Source organism: Roseomonas nitratireducens (assembly GCF_017813355.1).
GTDB classification, from domain to species: domain Bacteria; phylum Pseudomonadota; class Alphaproteobacteria; order Acetobacterales; family Acetobacteraceae; genus Neoroseomonas; species Neoroseomonas nitratireducens.
In genome coordinates, this window is record NZ_JAGIYZ010000015.1 from 18,933 (window position 1) to 37,191 (window position 18,259).

An 18,259-nucleotide genomic window follows, 5' to 3' on the forward strand; every position below is an offset into this window, starting at 1 on the left:
GTGACAGGGGATGCTGCGATGCCGCGCCTTCGCCGGCGCCATCTGCTCGGCCTCGCGCTCGGGGGCGTCCTGGCGCCCGCGGCCGCGCGCGCCGCGACCGTGGGCGGTGCGGCGATCGGCCGCGCCGGGCCCGCCGCGCGCCTGTCGCTCGCCATCGAGGGCGAGCAGCGCTGGCGCGTCACCGCCGCCGCCGAGCCCGAGCGGCTGGTCCTGCACCTGCCCGGCGCGACGTGGCGCGGCCCCGCCGCGCTGCGCGGCGCAGGCCCGGTGCGCGCGGCGCGCTTCGTCGCCGCCGACGACCTGCTGGTCATCGAGCTGGCCGGCCCCGCCCTCGCCGCCCCCGGCCCGGCGCGGGACGGCCACCTGGTTCTCGACATCGCGCCCGTCCCGCCGGCCCGCTTCGCCGCCGCCGTGCGCGCCGGGCGGGACGTGGTGGCGGGGCAGGTCCGCCCGGCCCGCGCCCTGCCGCTCGTGGTGCTCGACCCGGGCCATGGCGGGCGGGACCCCGGCGCGATCGGCACCGAGGGCACCGAGGAGAAGCGCATCGTCCTGTCGACGGCGCTCGAGCTGAAGCAGCGGCTCGAGGCCGCGCGCACCTGCCGCGTGCTGCTGACCCGGACGCGCGACGTCTTCGTCCCGCTGGCCGAGCGCGTCGAGATCGCCCGCCGGCGGGACGCCGACCTGTTCGTCTCCCTGCATGCCGATTCCGCCCCCGGGGCGCGCGGCGCCTCGGTCTACACGCTGTCTGAGACCGCCTCCGACGCCATGTCCGACGCGCTGGCGCGGCGGGAGAACCGCGCCGACCTCGCCGGCGGGTTGCGCCTGCCCTCGGTCAGCCCCGAGGTGCAGCGCATCCTGATCAGCCTGATGCGGCAGGAGACGCGGGCGGGCTCGGCACGCCTCGCCCGGCTCGCCGTGCGGGAGTTGGGGGAGGACGTGCCGCTACTGCCCAACACCCACCGGGAAGCGAGCTTCGTGGTGCTCAAGGCGCCGGAGATCCCCTCCGCCCTGGTCGAGCTCGGCTTCCTGTCGGACCCGCGGGACGAGGCGGCGCTGCGCCGGCCCGAGCATCGCGCGCGGCTCGCCGGGGCGCTGTCGCGCGCCATCGGCGGCTGGCTCGCGGCGCCGGGCTGACGCGGCGCGCGGCCGGTCCATGCCGCGGGAAGGGAAGTTGATGCGTCGCAAAATCCACGCCCTTGGTGTAATCCCTGCCCCGTGACAGCCACGCCGCTCCGCGCCGACGCCCCGCTCGATCCCGCTCGCCGCCGGCGCGCGGGCGGGCAGCCGCCTGAAGCCCCGCCCCCCGGGGGCGGCGACACCCCGCCGCCCGAGCGCCCGCGGCGCGAAAAGCCCGCGCGCCGCCGCCGCCGGGGCCTCGGCCTGTTCCGCCTGTTCTTCATGCTGCTCGTCGTCGGCGGCATCGTGGCGGGCGTCGCCGGCTACGGCATGTATCGCCAGATCGCCGAGGACCTGCCCGACCATCGCTGGCTGGCCAGCTACGACCCGCCGCAGATGTCGCGCATCTACGCCGCCGATTCGCGCCTGCAGGCGGAACTGGCGACCGAGCGCCGCGTCTTCGTGCCGATCGAGGCGATTCCCGCGCGGGTCCAGCAGGCCTTCGTCTCGGCCGAGGACCAGCGCTTCTGGGAGCATCACGGCGTCGATCCGCTGGGCATCGGCCGCGCCCTGCTGACCGCGGCCGAGCAATGGGGCAGCGGGCGGCGCATGGGCGGCGCCTCCACCATCACCCAGCAGGTCGCCAAGAACATGCTGGTGGGCGCGGAACGCTCCATGATGCGCAAGGTGCGGGAGGCGATCCTCGCCGTGCGCCTCGAACAGGCGCTGTCGAAGGACCGCATCCTCGAGCTCTACCTGAACGAGATCTTCCTCGGCCAGTCGGCCTATGGCGTCGCCGCCGCCGCGCAGGCCTATTTCAACAAGGGCCTGGACGAGCTGACCCTGGCCGAGGCCGCCTTCCTCGCCGCCCTGCCCAAGGCGCCCAACAACTACAACCCGCTGCGCTTCCCCGAACAGGCGCGCGCCCGGCGCGACTGGGTGCTCGACCGCATGGCCGAGGACGGCCACATCACGCGGGAGGAAGCGCGCTACGCCAAGGCCGAGCCGATCGTCCCGCGCCCCACGCGCCGGCCCGAGGTCGTGCCCGTCGGCCAGCACTTCACCGAGGAAGTCCGCCGCGAGCTGATCAGCCGCTTCGGCGCCGAGCAGACGACGATGGGCGGGCTCGTCGTGCGCACCAGCCTCGACCCGGAGTTGCAGGCGGCGACGGAACGCGCGCTGCGCGACGGGCTGCTTGCCTATGACCGCCGCCGCGGCGGCTGGCGCGGCGCCTTCGCGAGCATCGCCGCCGGCCAGACCGAATGGATGGCCGCGCTGGAAGCCACGCAGCGCCCGCCGGGCGGCCTGCCGGAATGGCGCCTGGCCGTGGTGCTGGAAGTGCGCGCGACGGAAGCGCGCCTCGGCTGGCTCGAGCGGCCCGAGCCGCGCGCCGCGCTGCAGCCGCGCACGGGGCTGATGTATCTCGCCGACCTGTCCTGGGCGCGCCCGGCGCGGGACGGCCGCGTCGGCGCGGCGCCCAGCCGGATGAACCAGGTGCTCAATGTCGGCGACGTGGTCTTCGCCGAACCGATGCCCACCCAGGCGCCCGCCCAGGGCCGCCCGGCGCGGCCGGAGCGGCTGGAACTGCGCCAGATGCCGCAGGTGGAAGGCGCCGTCGTGGCGCTGGACCCGCAGACCGGGCGCGTGCTGGCGATGGCCGGCGGCTGGTCCTTCGAGCGGTCCTGGTTCAACCGGGCGACGCAGGCGATGCGCCAGCCCGGCTCCTCCTTCAAGCCCTTCGTCTACATCACGGCTCTCGAGCAGGGCATGCCGCCGAACACGGAACTGCTCGACGAGCCGATCGAGGTGATGTCGGGCGGGCGGGTCTGGCGGCCGCAGAACTACACGGCCGGCACCGCGAATGGCTGGGTGACGATGCGCACCGCGATGGAGCGCAGCCTCAACCTGGTGACCGTGCGGCTCGCCCAGCAGGTGGGCATGGACGCGGTCGCGGATGCGGCCGCGCGCTTCGGCGTCATCCCCAACATGCCGCGCTTCCTTGCCCTGTCCCTTGGTGCCGGCGAGACGACGGTGATGCGCATGGCCGCCGGCTACGCCGCCTTCGTCAATGGCGGGCAGGAAGTGACGCCGACGCTGATCGATTCCGTCCAGGACCGGCGCGGCCGCGTCGTGTGGCGCGCCGACCGCCGCACCTGCGCGGCCTGCGGCGGCGGGCCGGAACAGGTGCCCGACCTCGTGGACCCGCAGCGCCGGCAGGTCACCGACCCGATCGCCGCCTATCAGATGGTGAGCCTGCTGCAGGGCGTGGTGCAGCGCGGCACCGGCGCCAACGCCATCGGCAACCGGCTCGGCCGCCCCGTCGCCGGCAAGACCGGCACGACGGACGACTACAAGGACAACTGGTTCGTCGGCTTCACCCCCGACATCGTGGTCGCGGTGTGGATCGGCCATGACGACCCGCGCAGCCTCGGCCAGGGCGAGACCGGCGGCGGCAACGCCGCGCCGATCTTCCGCGACGTGGTGGCGGCCGCGCTGCGCGACAGCCCACCCGTGCCCTTCCGCGCCCCGCCCGGCGTCGCGCTGGTGCGCGTGAACGTCGGCGGCGGCTCGATCCTGGAAGCCTTCCGCCCGGGCACCGAGAACAGCGCGCGGCGGATGCGCGACGCATCGGAAGGCGGCGGATCGGCCGTCGGCCTCGACAGCAACCTGGGTGGGCTCTATTGAGGCCGCGCCATGCGCGCTGAAGCCACATCCCTGAACGAGCAGATCACCGCTTCGGTGTCCCTGCTGAGGAGGCATCTTTGACTGGGATGCCGCTGTCCGCCGTCTCGAGGAACTGAACGCCAGGGCCGAAGACCCGACGCTCTGGAACGATGCCGCCGAAGCCGGGCGCGTGATGCGCGAACGCGGGCGCCTCGCCGACCAGGTCGAGGGCGTGCGCCGGCTTGAGCGCGAGGTCGAGGACGCGCTCGGCCTGATCGAACTGGCCGAGGCCGAGGGCGACGAGGCGACCATCGAGGCCGCCGTCGCCGATCTCGAGCGCCTGGCCGAGGAAGCCAAGCGGCGCGAGATCGAGAGCCTGCTGTCCGGCGAGGCCGATTCCAACGACGCCTATGTCGAGGTCAATGCCGGCGCCGGCGGCACCGAGGCCCAGGACTGGGCCGAGATGCTGCTGCGCATGTATGTCCGTTGGGCGGAAAAGCGCGGCTACAAGGTGACGGTGACCGAACGCAGCGACGGCGAGCAGGCCGGCGTGAAGTCCGCCACCGTCCAGGTCTCGGGCCCCAACGCCTATGGCTGGCTGAAGACCGAGGGCGGCGTGCACCGCCTCGTGCGCATCAGCCCCTTCGACGCGGCGGCGCGGCGGCAGACCTCCTTCGCCTCGGTCTACGTCTATCCGGTGATCGACGACCGGATCGAGATCGACATCAACCCGGCCGACCTGAAGACCGACACCTTCCGCGCCTCCGGCGCCGGCGGGCAGCACGTCAACAAGACGGAATCGGGCGTGCGCTTCACGCATATGCCGACCGGCATCGTCGTCGCCTCGACCCAGGACCGCAGCCAGCATCGCAACCGCGCCATCGCGATGGAGATGCTGAAGGCCCGGCTGTACGAGCTGGAACTGCGCAAGCGCGAAGCGATCAGCGACGCGGTCGAGGCCGGCAAGACCGATATCGGCTGGGGCCACCAGATCCGCTCCTATGTCCTGCAGCCGTACCAGATGGTCAAGGACCTGCGCACGAGCGTCGAGAAGGGCAATCCGGACGCGGTGCTGGACGGCGAGCTCGACGACTTCATGGCCGCCGCGCTGGCGCAGCGCGTGGGCGGCACGCGGTCCGAGGCGAGCGCCGCCGCCCGCTGATCAGGCGGCGGCGACGTCCTGTTCCAGCAGCCGCGCCAGCCGCGCGATGTCGTCGAAGTTGGTGACGATCCCGCGCTTGTCCGGCGCCGTCTGCCGGAGCGGCGAGGCGCCGAACAGGTTCGCCGCCGAGCCCGGCGGCAGGCCGACCAGCCGCGCGAGCCGTGTCGCCGTCTCCGCCGCGACGGTCTGGCCGTCGATGAAGGACGGGTAGGTCAACTCGACCATGCGGGGGTAGCCGGCGAGAGCCTCCCGCACGAAGCGGCGCGCGCGCAGGATCGGCAGCATGTAGGCCGTCGCCTGCTCGGCGCCGATCGTCACCGAGATGTCGCGCGCGGCTTCCTCCGCGTTGCCGGTGTGGTAGACGCCGCGGCTCTCGGCGATCACGTGGCTCGCCAGGCATTCGGCGAGGTCCGGCCGCACCAGGTGGATCACGCCCGCGCCGCGATGCCGCAGCCAGGTGAGGAGCAGGTTCGTGCGCGGCGCCGCCCCTGGCAGCGACCAGACGGGGGAGAAGGCGCCGAGGTTGTTGTACATCAGGTCGATGTGCAGCAGCGCCGGGGCGACCTCGGCCGACAGCCGCGCGACGAAGGCGTCGAGCATCGCGACCACCTCCCCGCTCTCGAAGCCGAAGCTGCCGCGCTGCGCGGCGAATTCGGCGAAGAAGGCGCCGAAGCGCGCCGGGCCTCCGGGCTGGAACGCTTCCCCGCGCGAACGCACCAGCGCGCCGGCGCTGAACGCCGTGCCGAGGAACTTCGTGCCGCTGCGCTGCGTCGCGATGGTGACGAGGAAGGGCGGCGTGGTGTCCGACATGCGCGGTGGCGATCCGATAGACGTTTCGATTTCATAACAAGAGGCCCGCGCGCCCCCAAGTCAAGCGGCCGCCCGGCTTGACCATTGCGATATCGCAGTATACCGCAACCGGAACGTATTCGCATGCAGTGCGGGGGCCGCGCGTGGCGCTGACGGTGATGCATCTCGCCCATGGCGCGGGCGGCGGGGCGGGCCGCGCGGCGCGGCGGGCGCATCTCGCCACGCGGTCGGCCGGCATGCTCTCCGCCTTCGCCTTCGCCGAGGGCACGGCCGGGCCGGGCGACATCCTTCTCCGCGCGGCAGCCCCCGCCGATCAGGGCGAGGCGGCGCTCGCGGCCACGCTCCGCCAGCGCGTGCAGTGGGAGATCCTGCCGCAGGCGCGGCGCGGCGACGCCAGCACGCTGTTCTCCATCCCGCATCCGGGCCTCGCGCTCGACCGCCACCCGATGATCGCCGCGGCGGACATCCTGCACCTGCACTGGACGTCCTGGCTCGCCGCGCCGGCGCTGCTGCGGCGCTGGCACGATGCCGGCCGCGCCATCGTCTGGACGCTGCACGACCTCTGGCCGATGACCGGCGGCTGCCACTACGCCGATGGCTGCGAGCAGTTCCGCACCGCCTGCATGGCCTGCCCCCAGCTGGCCGACGGCTGGTCGCTGGTGCCGAACGCCTTCGCCGAGAAGCGCGCGGGCTGGGAAGGCGTGCCGCTCGTCGTCGCACCTTCCGCATGGATGGCGGCGCAGGCGGCGGACAGCGCCATCCTCGGCGGCTGCCGGATCGAGATCGTCCCGAACGCGATCGAGACCGACATCTTCGCCCCGCCGCCGGACCGCGACGGCCTGCGCGCCGCGCTGGGCTTCGGCCCGGACGACCTGCTGATCATCGCCGGCGCCTACGACAACCGCGAAAGGCGCAAGGGCGGGGCGCTGCTCGCCGCCGCGCTGGCGCGCATCGCGGCGGATGGCAGCCTGGCCGCACTCCTGCCCGCTGGCGCGCGCGTGGCGCTGGCGGTCTTCGGCCGCTCGGCGCCCGGCGCGCCCACGGGGATCGAGACATTCGACCTGGGCGAGATGCGCGAGGATGCCGCGATCGCCGACATGCTCGGCGCCGCGGACCTCGCCTGCATCCCCTCGCTCGAGGACAACTACCCGAACCTGGCGCTGGAGGCGCTGGCCTGCGGCACGCCCTGCGTCGCGACGCCGGCGGGCGGGCTGCCCGACCTGGTGCGCGACGGACGCAGCGGCGTGCTGGCCGCGGCGACGGAGGAGGAGGCGCTCGCCGCCGCGCTGCTGCGCTTCGCCACCGACCATCGCGGCGACCGGGCGATGCGCGAGGCCTGCCGGCTTCAGGTCGAAGCCGAGAACGCGCCCGGCGTCGTCGGCGCACGCCTCGCCGAACTCTATGCCGGGATCGCGCCGCGCGGCCGCGCCGCGCCACCCGACGGCGCGTCCCATGCGCGCGCCGTGGCGGCGCTGGCCGCCGTGCCGGTGCCGGCCACAGCGATGCCCGCGGCGCCCTTCCTGGGCTTCCCGACGAACCTGCTGCTGCGGTCCGAAGCCGGGGCAGGCGCGGCGCAGCTCGCGCCATCGCCGATGCGGGACGACGCGCCGCGCATCCTCGCGCTGCAGGCGCGCCACGCGCATCACGGCGCGCGGTCGGGCCCGGCGCAGTTCCTGCGCCACCTGCCCGCCGGGCAGCGGGCGACGAGCATGGTGACGCCGCTCGGCGCCGACCTCGCCGCGGGGCGCGACGGCGACTTCCTGGCCTGGGGGCGCCTACTGCGCGCCGGGCCCTTCGGCCAGCAGGGCAATGCCTGGCTCGCCGAGGCGGAGCTCCTCGCCGCCTGCGCGGATGCGGCCCCCGACCTGATCCACGCCATCGACGGCGAACTCGCGCTCGCGCTGCTCGCGCGGCTGCCGGCGGCGCTCTGCACGGGCGGGCGGCGGCCGCGCCTGGTCGCGACCTTCCACCAGCCCGCCGCGCTGCTGGGCGCGATGGTCGCGCCGCGATGGCTCGCGCGGCTCGATGCCGCGGTGATGCTGTGCGAGGCGCAGCGCCCGGCCCTCGCCGGGCACGTCGCGGCGGATCGGCTGCACGTCATCCCGCATGGCATCGACACGGATTTCTTCACGCCGGGCCCGCGCGCCGACGTGTCGCGGGACGGCGTCCGCCTGCTCAGCGTCGGTCATTGGCTGCGCGACCACGCGACGGGCTTCGCCGCCCTCGCCATGCTGCGGCAGGTTGGCGTCCCGACGACGCTGCGCCTCGTCACGCCCGAGCCGCCGGCATCGAAGCCGGAGGGCACGGTGGTGGACGGCGGCCTGAGCGACGCGGCGCTGCGCCAGGCCTATCGCGACGCCGACGCGGTGCTGCTGCCGCTGCACGACGCCACGGCGAACAACGCGATCCTGGAGGCGATGGCCTGCGGTCGGCCGGTGATCGCGACCGATGTCGGCGGCGTGGCGGAGATGACGCAGGGCGCGGCGCGGCTCGTGCCGCCGGGCGACGCGACGGCGATCGCGGAAGCCGTGCTCGACCTCGTCGAGCAACCCGCTTCCGCGGCGGCGCTGGCCCGGGCCGCGCGCGCGCGCGCCGAGGCGCTGGACTGGCGGCACGTCGCCGCGCGCCACGCGGCACTCTATGCGCGGCTGACGGAAGGCCACGCATGCGCGGCGTGATCCGCCTGTCCGCCGCCGACTGGCTGGGCACCGACGACGGCGTGCGCGCCAGCCTGCCCGTGCCCCGCGCCGCGCGCTGCGCCGTGCTGGCCGAAGGCTGGGCGGAACCGGGCGCGGCATCGCTCGTGGCGGGCGCGGGCGCGCCGGTCGCCTTCCTGCCGCTCGGCGCGGCGGCCTTCGCGTGGTGCGCGGCGGATGGCGGGGACGCGATCACCCTTCACGCGCCCGCACCGCCCGCGCGCTGCCGCGTCGCCTTCCATCCGTCCGGCATCGCCGCGACCTTCGCCGCGGCCCTGCCGCGCGCCCTCGCGACCACCACGGCGCGGTCGGCGCAAGGCTCCGCCCCGCACGCCGAAAGCCTCGCCGAGGCGCTGGGCAGGGCGGAGCCGGACGCGGCGCTGGCGATCCTCGCCGACATGCTGATCGCCGCGCGCGAGGCGCCGGAGACGATCGCCGCCGCGCGCGCGCTGCTGCGGCACGCCGCGCGGCACCCGCTGTGGCGCGGCCCGGCGCTCGGGGCGCTCCCCGCCGCGTTGATGGAGGAGGAGGCGCGCAGCGCATGGCCCTGATCATCCTCGACCCGAACCTGGAGGGGGAATCGGGCCACCACCTGGCCTATGACCTCGCCATCGCGCGGGAAGCGATGGCGCGCGGGCAGACCGTGACGATCGTCGCCAACCGGCGCTTCGGCGTCAGCGCGATCGAGGGCGTGCGCGTCCTGCCGCATTTCACCGCGACGACCTACGCCGTCCGGCACGACGACCCGGTGACGGGCCGGTTCGACGACATCCGCCACTTCAACGACCTGCTCGGCGCGGAACTCGCGCTGCTGCCGGCGGACCTGTTCGGGCCGCGCGACGCGGTACTCGCACCGACGGTGACCGAGACGCATCTCGCCGGCCTGCTCGGTTGGATGAAGGGGTTCGAGCCGGCCTCGGCGCCCTTGTTCGTCGTGCACCTGATGTTCCCCTCCGGCGTCGCGCTCGACGCGGCGGGGGTCCTGCAGGTGGAGGACCCGATCGCGGCCCTCGCCTACCGGCTGGCCGGGCGCGTCGCCGAGGCGCCGGGGCCGCCGGTGCACCTCTTCGCCAGCGGGCGGCAGCACGCCGTGGAGTTCAGTACGCTGTTCGGCCGGCCGGTGCCGGCGCATCCCCTGCCGATCCTGCCCGATCCACCGGAGGCCGTGGCGACGTCGGGCGACCGCGTGCTCCTGTTCGCCGGCGATGCGCGCGCGGACAAGGGCATCGCGCTGCTGCCGCCGCTGGTCGACCTGCTCGCCCCCGCCCGTCCCGGCTGGACCTTCGCCGCGCATGTGAACAGCGCGGCGGCCTGGGGGGAGGCGGCGGCGGCGGCGACCGAACTGCGGTCGCGGGCGGCGCTGCATCCGAACCTCGCCCTGGCCGAGGGGCGGCTGCAGCCGGAGGCCTATACGGCGCTGCTCGCCGGCGCGCGCATCGCGCTCCTGCCCTACGACCCGCAGCGCTACCGGCGGAAATCCTCGGGCGTGCTGTGGGAAGCGGTCTGCCTCGGCCTGCCGGTGGTGGTGCCGGAGGGCACCTGGCTCGAGAACGAGGCGCGGCACTGGGGCGCGGGGCATGTCGCCTACGCCGCGCAGGATCCCGCCGCGATCGCCGCAGCGCTCGGCGGCGCGATCGCGGAACGCGACGCGCTCGCGCAGGCCTCCGCCGGCGCGGCGCTGCGCTATCGCGCGGCCAATGGCGCGGCGGCGCTGCTCGACCAGATCGGCGAGCTGTGGGTGCGCCACGCGGCGACGATGAGCCTCGTCGCGCGGCCGGCCGCCGCCGCCATCGACCTGGCGCAGCCGGAGGAAGGCTGGCACCGGCCGGAACTGCTGAAGGGCAAGCCGGTGCGCTGGACGGACCGCGAGCCGGTGCTCGTCTTCGACTGGCCCTTCGCCACGCCCTGGCAGGTCGAACTCACCCTGCTGACGCATTTCGGCGCGGCGCAGCTCGAGCGCGCCGAGGCGCAGGCCGGCGGCCTGCCGGTCACGCTCGCCTTCCAGCGGGAGGGAACCGGCGGGCGGCTGCTGGCCTCGGGGCCGGGACCCGGGCGCGCGCGCCCGCGCGTCGCGCTGCGGATCCGGCTGGCGCACACGCATCGCCCGCCGAACGACGCGCGCGACCTCGGCGTGCTGGTGGCGGCGATCCGCATCGGCCCCGCGGGCGATGCGCCGCGCGTGGAACCCGCGCCACGCCCCTGCGCGACGGTGCTGAGCGCGCCCGCGGCCGAAGGCGGCTGGCCGCTCGCGGCGAGTGGGATGGTCATGACCGAGGCCGGCGCGCCCTGCGTGCTCGCCTTCCGCTTCGCCGAATCCGCCGTGCCGGCGATGCGCGCGGTGCGGCTGTTCCTCGCTGGGCGGGAGGTGCCGCTCATCCTCTCGGCCGAGGCGGCGGGCGGCTGGCTCGCCACCGTCGAATTGCCGGCGGCGCTGCTGGCCGGCGCGGACCGGCTGCCCTGGGACCTGATGGCGGGCGAGGCGGACGCCGGCCCTGCGCCGCGCCTCGTCACCCTCGGCGCGGCGCCGCTCGGCGGCACGCCGCTGCAGCCCATCGACGCGGAGGCCCCGGCCATCGAGGCCGAGCCATCCCCCGTCGAAGCCGCGCCGCCGGAGCCGGTCCCGCCGCAGGCCGCGGAGGAGAGCGCGGGCGAGGGCTTCCTCTGGCACCGATCCGAAGGTTTCGGGGAGGCGGAAGGCCCCTTCCCCGAACTCGGCGTGCCCGCGGGGGTGCGCTGGGTCGTCTCGCGCCGCGCGCGCCTGGTCGTGCAGCGGGCGGCACCGGGCCCGGCGCGGATCCGCCTCGCCTATCGCAGCCTGCTGCTGCGCCAGCGCGCCACCGTCACGGCCCCCGGCGCGGCGGCGCAGCGCTTCGACCTGCCCGGCGGCAGGCTGCAGGACCGGCAGGAGGCGACGATCCCGATCGACCTCCCGGGCGGCACGGCGACCGTCGCGCTCGACTTCGAAGGCGCGATCCGCGAGCCCGGCACCGGGCGCGACCTGGTCCTGCTGATCGAGGCGATCGCGCTCGACTGAACGCCCGGCGCTGGCGCGGAACGGGTCGGCGGCAGAACGCCGCGCTACCGCATCGCGCCCTTCAGCACCTCGCCCACTTCCTCGAGGATCACGGGGTCGTCGATCGTCGGCGGCACGACATACTCGTCGCCATCGGCGATCTTGCGCAGCGTCGCGCGCAGTATCTTGCCCGAGCGTGTCTTCGGCAGGCGCGCGACGATGCGCGCATCCTTGAAGGCGGCGACGGGGCCGATCCGCTCGCGCACCATGGCGACGAGCTCGCCGCCGATCGTGGCCTCATCCTTCGTCACGCCGTGCTTCAGCACGACGAGGCCGAGCGGCACCTGGCCCTTCAGCGTATCCCGCACGCCGACCACGGCGCATTCGGCGACGTCGGGGTGCGATGCCAGCACTTCCTCCATCGCGCCGGTGGAAAGGCGGTGGCCGGCGACGTTGATGATGTCGTCGGTGCGGCTCATCACCCAGACATAGCCATCCGCGTCGATCATCCCGGCATCGGCCGTGCTGTAGAAGCCCGGATGCGCGGCGAGGTAGGCGTCGCGGAAGCGTTCATCGGCGTTGAACAGCGTGGGCAGGCAGGAGGGCGGCAGCGGCAGCCGCACGGCGAGGCTGCCGATCTGCCCGCGCGGGACTTCCTGGTTCGCCTCGTCCAGCACCACCACGTCGTAGCCGGGCGCCGGCTTGCCGCCCGAGCCGGGCTTCGTCGGGAACAGGCCGAGGCCGCGGAAATTGCCGGTGATGGTCCAGCCGGTCTCGGTCTGCCACCAATGGTCCACCACCGGCTTGGCCAGCAGCCGCTCGGACCAGGTGACTGTGTCGGGGTCGCAGCGCTCGCCGGCGAGGTACAGCGCCTCGAGCTTCGAGAGGTCGTGGCGCGCGAGGAAGGCGCCGGCCGGATCCTCCTTCTTGATGGCGCGGATCGCGGTCGGCGCGGTGAACAGCACCTTCACGCCGTGGTCCGCGCAGACGCGCCAGAAGGTGCCGGCATCGGGCGTGCCGACGGGCTTGCCCTCGAACAGCACCGTCGTGCAGCCCGCGAGCAGCGGCGCGTAGACGATGTAGGAATGGCCCACCACCCAGCCGACGTCCGACGCCGCCCAGAACACGTCCCCCGCGCCGACGCCGTAGACCAGCGACATGGAATTCGCGAGGGCGACGGCATGCCCGCCATTGTCGCGGAGAATCCCCTTGGGCGCGCCCGTGGTGCCCGAGGTGTAGAGGATGTAGAGCGGGTCCGTCGCCTCGACGCTGACGCAAGCGTGCGGCGCGGCGGCGGCCTCGGCGGCGAGCAGGTCCTCGTCGCGGCCGGGCGTCAGCTCGCAGGGATGCTCGGGGCGCTGGAGGACCAGCACCGCGCCGGGCTTGTGCGGCGACAGCGCGATCGCCGCGTCGATCAGCGGCTTGTACTTCACGACGCGCCCGGGCTCGAGCCCGCAGGAGGCGGAGACGATCGCCTTCGGCTTCGCATCGGCGATGCGCGCGGCGAGTTCGGCCGCGGCGAAGCCGCCGAACACCACCGAATGCACCGCGCCCAGCCGCGCGCAGGCGAGCATGGCGATCGCCGCTTCCGGCACCATCGGCATGTAGACGATGACGCGGTCGCCGCGCCCGACGCCGCGCGCGGCGAGCGCGCCGGCCACCTTCGCGACGCGCTGCTGCAGCGCGGCGTAGGTGATGGTCTCGACCCGCCCGGTCATCGGGCTGTCCCAGATGATGGCGGCCTGTTCGCCGCGCCCCGCGGCGACGTGCCGGTCCACCGCGTTGTGGCAGGTGTTCAGCCGCGCGCCGGGGAACCAGCGGCCATAGACGCCGAGCGCGGGATCGAAGACGCGCGCGGGCGGGACATCCCAGTCGATCGCCTTCGCCGCCGCGGCCCAATAGGCTTCGGGATCGCGGCGCCAGCGCGAATGCGTCTCGTCGTAGCGCGTCATCGGCGCGTTCTCCCCAAGGGCGATGATTCGTTGCGGCGGAGCGTGGACCGCGTGCCGCGCAGCATGCAAGACGCCGCGCCGGCGCGCGGTCGTTGCGCCACGTCAATCTGCTGCAATGCAGCACGATGTCGCCGCTGGCGCATGGCATGAATCGCGTGCAACCATCACGCGCATGAGCGGGTTCCATCGGCGTGCCTTCTCGACGGTCGCCAGCGGCGCGAAGCCCTCGGCGCAGGATTTCCTCCGCACGCGCGCGCAGGTCCACGCCGCGCTTCCGGCCGGTGCGCTCGCCGCGCAGCACTACGTGGTGTTCGACCTCGAATCGACCGGGCTCGATCCGACCGGCGGTGATGCGACCTTGTCGATCGGCGCGGTGCGGCTGCGCAACGCAGCACCGGTCGCGCGCTTCTCCACGCTCGTCGATCCTTGCCGCGCCATCCCCGCCGAAAGCATCCGCTTCCACGGCATCACCGAGGCGATGGCGCGCGGCCAGCCCCGCGCGGCGGAGGCGATCGCCGGCTTCCTCGACTTCATCGGCGACGACGTGCTGGTGGCGCACAACGCCGCCTTCGACCGCACGCTGCTGCTGATGGAGGAGTATCGCGGCGCGCCGGCGGTGCGGAACCCGATCCTCTGCTCGGTGGCGCTGTCCCGCTGGCTCGACCCGGATGAGCCGGACCATTCGCTCGACGGGCTCTGCGGCCGGGCGGGCATCCTGATCGCGGGGCGGCACCAGGCGCTCGGCGATGCGGAGGCGACGGCGTCGCTCTGGGCGCATCTGCTGGCCCGCGCCGCGGCGCGCGGCGTGGACGACCTGCAGGACCTCGCGCAGCGCAGCCGGATGCAGATCTCGATGTCGGCCTTGGCCGGGGACGGCATCGGCCCCTGAGCCCGCGCGCGGCGGCGCCGGTCAGCCGAGGATGATGTCGCCCGGCCCGAGCGCCGCCGCGGCGACGCCGAGCAGCACCACCATGCCGCCGCCGCCGAGGTCGATCAGCGTCGCCTCCGGCCCTTCCAGCACCCGCAGCGCGGCGATGTCCGCGAAGCGGAAGGCGCGCAGGTCGATCCGGTCCTCACCCGGCGTGAAGTCGAGCACGAGGTCGGCGCCGCCGCCCGGCGCGGCGACGAAGATGTCGGCGCCGGTCCCGCCGCGCAGTTGATCGTCGCCGGCGCCGCCATTCAGCCGGTCGCTGCCGTCGCCGCCGCTCAGCCAGTCGTCGCCCCCGTCGCCGGCCAGGCGGTCATTGCCGGCCCCGCCCGCGATCAGGTCCGCGTCGCGCCCGCCCATCAGCAGGTCGTCGCCCAGCCCCCCGGCGACCAGGTCGTCCCCGCTGCCGCCCCAGATCGTGTCGGCACCGCCGCCGCCGGCGAGAAGGTCCTCGCCGCCGAGCCCCTCGATCCGGTTGGCGCCGCCATGGCCGGCGATCCGGTCCGCCGCCGCGCCGCCGGCGCGGTCCGGGCGCGCCGCGTCGGCGACGAGCCGGTTCGGCAGCAGCGCGTCGGGCGTGTCGAGCAGGGTGGAATTGGGCCGGTAGCCCGGGGCGAGCCATGCCGGGTCGATCGCGGGCAGCGGATCGGCGGGGCCGCCCGCGGCATCGTCCCAGCCATCGCCGCCGAGCGCGTTCCAGGCGTCCAGCCCCGCCGCCCTTGCCCGTCCCCACAGGAAAAGGTCGCCGGCGCCGGCGAGGTTCGCGCCGAAGACGTTGCCGCCCCACTCCGCCCCGCCGGTCACCGCCACCGCCACGGCGCCTTCCGCGCCCGGCGCGATCCGGTTCTCGGCGAGGAGGTTGCCCAGCGTCAGGCCCGGAGCGACGCCCGCATTGCCGAGGAAGATCTCGGCCAGCACGGGCTGCCCGTCCCGCGTGTCGGCGGCATCGGCCGCGTTCGCCGACAGGCTGTTGGCGGCGACGATGTTCGCCGTGCTGCTGAACAGCGTGATGCCCGGCCCGTCATTGCCGTGCACGCGGTTGCCCCAGACCGTGTTCTGGCCGGAGAAATGGTCGAGCTGGATGCCGTGGCCGTCGAAGCCGTCGGGCTCGCGCTGGAAGGCGACGAGGTTGTTGCTGACCTGGTTGAACCAGCCCATGCCGTCGCCGTCGGTCACGCCGAAGCCATGGATGCCGGAGGTGCCGGGCAGCCCGGCGAGGCCGTTGTTCACCACCGCGTTGCCGTCGACGAGGACGTGGCTCGCATGCAGCGCGATGCCGCTTTCCCCGTTCCGCCACACCTGATTGCCCGCCACGACCGCGGGGCGCGCGGCGGTGGCCGCGGCGCCGTTCAGCCAGACGCCCTTCATGTCGTTGTCGTGGATCGCGTTGGCGAGGATGGCGAGGCCCTGGATCGAGGGCGCCTCGACATAGATGCCGGTCAATCCGTGATGGATGGCGCAGCCGATGATCGTGAGATCCGCCGCCGCGCCCTGCACATGGACGCCGAAGCCCTGGCCGCCGGCGATGTCGAGGCCGGTCAGCGTGACATGCGACGAATCCGCGACCACGACGGTCCCGGCGATGCGCGCCGCGCCCTCGCCATAGGAGCCGATGACGACCGGCGCATCGGCCGTGGCGGCGACGGAGACGGTGAAGCCGGGCGCGGTCGTGCCACCGCGCTGCAGGTAGACGGTCCCGGGCTCGAAGACGACGTCCGCCCAGGAATCGAAGGGCGATGCGATCGAACCGTCGCCGCCATCCGCCGCCGTCGGGTCGACATGCACGATGCGCGTGAAGCCGGGCGCGGTCGCGGTCGCGTCCCAGCCCGCGACGAGGATCTCCTCGGGCTGGGGACGAGGGTCGGAGAGCAGGATCGGCGCGGGCGCGTCCATCGATGCGGGGTCCGGTATCGTTCCGATATCGGATTTAAGATGGCGAGGGTTACGGGGCCGCTAACGGCGCGGCCGCCCGCCGGCCCGGAAAAGGAAAGGCGGCGCCCGTTGCCGGACGCCGCCCTTGGTCTCGCGCGCGTGGCGCCCGCGGTCAGAGCTTCGCGGCGTCGTCCGCGTAGATGTCGCGATCCTTTGTCTCCGGCACGAAGAACAGGCCGATCACGACGGTCATCGAGGCGATGACGATCGGGTACCAGAGTCCGTAGTAGACGTCGCCGGTCTGCGCGATCATCGCGAAGGCCGTTGCCGGCATCAGGCCGCCGAACCAGCCATTGCCGATGTGGTAGGGCAGCGACATGGCGGTGTAGCGGATGCGGGTGGGGAAGAGTTCCACCAGCGCCGCCGCGATCGGGCCGTAGACCATCGTCACGTAGATGACGAGCAGCGTCAGGATGCCGATCAGCACCGCCGGCTGTTCGCGGAAGATGTCGAAGGGCGAGGACATCTGCACGACCGACGGGTTGGACGCCGCCGGATAGCCTGCCGCGGTCAGCGCCGCAGCCAGGTCGCGCGCGAAGGTCGGGCTGTTGGCCGGGATGGGCGTGGCGCCCTGGATCCGGATGGCCGCGACCGTGCCCGCCGGGGCGCGCTCGACCGTGTAGTTGACCGAAGCGCGGGCGAGCGCCGCCTTGGCGACGTCGCAAGGCTCGGTGAAGCGCGCCGTGCCCGTCGGGTTGAACTGGAACGAGCACGAGGCCGGGTCAGCGACCACCTGCACCGAGATGGTGGCATGGGCGCGGGCCAGGTCCGGATTGGCTTCCGCGCTCATCAGCTTGAACAGCGGGAAGTAGGTGATGGCCGCGATCAGGCAGCCGCCGAGGATGATCGGCTTGCGGCCGATCTTGTCGGACAGCCAGCCGAAGAACACGAAGCCGCCCGAGCCCAGCAGCAGCGACCAGGCGATCAGCATGTTCGTGGTGAAGGGGTCGACCTTCAGCACCTGGCCCAGGAAGAACAGCGCGTAGAACTGGCCCGTGTACCAGACCACCGCCTGGCCGGCGACGAGGCCGAGCAGCGCGAAGAGCGCGATCTTGGCGTTCTTCCACTGGCCGAAGGCTTCCGACAGCGGCGCCTTCGAACCGGTGCCTTCGGCCTTCATGCGCTGGAAGGCCGGGCTTTCTTCCATCTGCAGCCGGATCCAGACCGAGATGGCGAGCAGGAAGATCGACAGCAGGAAGGGCACGCGCCAGCCCCAGGCGCGGAAATTGTCGGGCCCGACGGCGAGCTGGGTGAACAGGATGACCATCAGCGACAGGAACAGGCCCGCCGTCGCGGTGATCTGGATGAAGGAGGTGTAGAAGCCTCGCTTGCCGTGCGGCGCGTGCTCGGCCACGTAGGTCGCGGCACCGCCGTATTCGCCACCCAGCGCCAGGCCCTGCAGAAGGCGCAGGATGATCAGGATGATGGGCGCGGCAAGCCCGATCGTGTCGGAGGTAGGCAGGATGCCGACCACGAAGGTCGAGGCGCCCATGATCAGGATGGTGATCAGGAAGGTGTATTTGCGCCCGACCAGGTCGCCGAGCCGGCCGAAGAACAGCGCGCCGAAGGGGCGCACCAGGAAGCCGGCGGCGAAGGCGATGAGCGCGAAGATGTTCCGCGTCGTTTCAGGGAACTGCGAGAAGAAGTTCGCGCCGATGACGGCCGCGAGCGAGCCGTAGAGGTAGAAGTCGTACCATTCGAAGACCGTGCCGAGCGAGGAGGCGACGATGACCTTCCGCTCCTCCTTGGTCATCGGACGCGCGGCCTCGCCGGGCCGCCCCGTAGTTGCAGCGGAACTCATACGCATATCCTCCCTGCCCGACGTTGCGGGTGGCCTGAAGATTGTTGCCAAAACGGCGCCGAGCGTCGGATTGCCGCGCCCTGAGACACAGTCAGACACAAATCACGGCGGGTGGGAACCGCGTTGAAACATGCTTACAGGATCGTCACGTTACTCTCGCCAAACGGCCGCGGCCGCTTCACGGG

The 18,259-nt window shown here is 73.7% G+C and carries 11 protein-coding genes; 7 read left to right on the top strand and 4 right to left on the bottom strand.

The window, feature by feature from the left end:
* Positions 1-18 precede the first annotated feature (18 nt).
* From J5Y09_RS15570 to prfB, 3 genes are all read left to right on the top strand, one after another.
* Entirely contained in the window at positions 19-1,134 is a 1,116-nt protein-coding gene (locus tag J5Y09_RS15570; protein ID WP_209352736.1) for an N-acetylmuramoyl-L-alanine amidase, read from the top strand.
* A gap of 81 nt (positions 1,135-1,215) precedes the next feature.
* Positions 1,216-3,801 carry a penicillin-binding protein 1A gene (locus J5Y09_RS15575; protein WP_342451490.1) on the top strand — a complete coding sequence of 862 codons (2,586 nt, stop codon included), beginning with the start codon at positions 1,216-1,218 and terminating at the stop codon, positions 3,799-3,801.
* Positions 3,802-3,810: 9 nt separating this feature from the next.
* Positions 3,811-4,942 (top strand): peptide chain release factor 2 gene (prfB, locus tag J5Y09_RS15580; RefSeq protein ID WP_209352737.1). Its coding sequence is split into 2 segments (ribosomal slippage): positions 3,811-3,879 and positions 3,881-4,942, totalling 1,131 coding nucleotides; the frame shifts between segments, so codons are not numbered across the junction.
* On the opposite strand, the gene J5Y09_RS15585 is transcribed toward prfB, so the two are convergent.
* Entirely contained in the window at positions 4,943-5,752 is an 810-nt protein-coding gene (locus J5Y09_RS15585) for a hypothetical protein (RefSeq protein ID WP_209352738.1), read from the bottom strand.
* A 143-nt stretch (positions 5,753-5,895) separates the two neighbouring features.
* Between J5Y09_RS15585 and J5Y09_RS15590 the strand changes: the two genes are divergently transcribed.
* Genes J5Y09_RS15590 through J5Y09_RS15600 form a run of 3 tightly spaced genes read left to right on the top strand, consistent with a single transcriptional unit; the run spans position 5,896 to position 11,482 of the window.
* Positions 5,896-8,430: a glycosyltransferase gene (locus J5Y09_RS15590; RefSeq protein WP_209352739.1), complete on the top strand. Its 2,535-nt coding sequence runs from the start codon at positions 5,896-5,898 to the stop codon at positions 8,428-8,430.
* On the top strand, positions 8,418-8,999 hold the full coding sequence (locus tag J5Y09_RS15595; protein WP_209352740.1) for a hypothetical protein: 582 nt from the start codon (positions 8,418-8,420) through the stop codon (positions 8,997-8,999). The genes J5Y09_RS15590 and J5Y09_RS15595 overlap by 13 nt, the downstream gene beginning before the upstream one ends.
* On the top strand, positions 8,990-11,482 hold the full coding sequence (locus tag J5Y09_RS15600) for a hypothetical protein (protein ID WP_209352741.1): 2,493 nt from the start codon (positions 8,990-8,992) through the stop codon (positions 11,480-11,482). The genes J5Y09_RS15595 and J5Y09_RS15600 overlap by 10 nt, the downstream gene beginning before the upstream one ends.
* 44 nt (positions 11,483-11,526) lie before the next feature.
* Here J5Y09_RS15600 and J5Y09_RS15605 read toward each other — a convergent pair whose 3' ends face one another.
* The gene (locus J5Y09_RS15605) at positions 11,527-13,413 is read right to left on the bottom strand and encodes an AMP-binding protein (RefSeq protein WP_209352742.1); all 1,887 of its coding nucleotides are present in this window, start codon (positions 13,411-13,413) and stop codon (positions 11,527-11,529) included.
* Positions 13,414-13,585: 172 nt separating this feature from the next.
* Between J5Y09_RS15605 and J5Y09_RS15610 the strand changes: the two genes are divergently transcribed.
* A complete protein-coding gene (locus J5Y09_RS15610; protein ID WP_209352743.1) occupies positions 13,586-14,302 on the top strand; it encodes a 3'-5' exonuclease in 717 nt (238 codons plus the stop codon).
* A 21-nt stretch (positions 14,303-14,323) separates the two neighbouring features.
* Here J5Y09_RS15610 and J5Y09_RS15615 read toward each other — a convergent pair whose 3' ends face one another.
* Positions 14,324-16,234: a right-handed parallel beta-helix repeat-containing protein gene (locus J5Y09_RS15615; RefSeq protein WP_209352744.1), complete on the bottom strand. Its 1,911-nt coding sequence runs from the start codon at positions 16,232-16,234 to the stop codon at positions 14,324-14,326.
* A 151-nt stretch (positions 16,235-16,385) separates the two neighbouring features.
* On the bottom strand, positions 16,386-18,026 hold the full coding sequence (locus tag J5Y09_RS15620; protein WP_245217163.1) for an MFS transporter: 1,641 nt from the start codon (positions 18,024-18,026) through the stop codon (positions 16,386-16,388).
* Between the last annotated feature and the right edge of the window lie 233 nt (positions 18,027-18,259).

Coding starts and splice junctions, on each gene's coding strand:
- J5Y09_RS15570 (WP_209352736.1), top strand. CDS start 19: ATGCCGCGCCTTCGCCGGCGCCATCTGCTCGGCCTCGCGCTCGGGGGC.
- J5Y09_RS15585 (WP_209352738.1), bottom strand. CDS start 5,752: ATGTCGGACACCACGCCGCCCTTCCTCGTCACCATCGCGACGCAGCGC.
- J5Y09_RS15595 (WP_209352740.1), top strand. CDS start 8,418: ATGCGCGGCGTGATCCGCCTGTCCGCCGCCGACTGGCTGGGCACCGAC.
- J5Y09_RS15600 (WP_209352741.1), top strand. CDS start 8,990: ATGGCCCTGATCATCCTCGACCCGAACCTGGAGGGGGAATCGGGCCAC.
- J5Y09_RS15605 (WP_209352742.1), bottom strand. CDS start 13,413: ATGACGCGCTACGACGAGACGCATTCGCGCTGGCGCCGCGATCCCGAA.
- J5Y09_RS15610 (WP_209352743.1), top strand. CDS start 13,586: ATGAGCGGGTTCCATCGGCGTGCCTTCTCGACGGTCGCCAGCGGCGCG.
- J5Y09_RS15615 (WP_209352744.1), bottom strand. CDS start 16,234: ATGGACGCGCCCGCGCCGATCCTGCTCTCCGACCCTCGTCCCCAGCCC.
- J5Y09_RS15620 (WP_245217163.1), bottom strand. CDS start 18,026: ATGACCAAGGAGGAGCGGAAGGTCATCGTCGCCTCCTCGCTCGGCACG.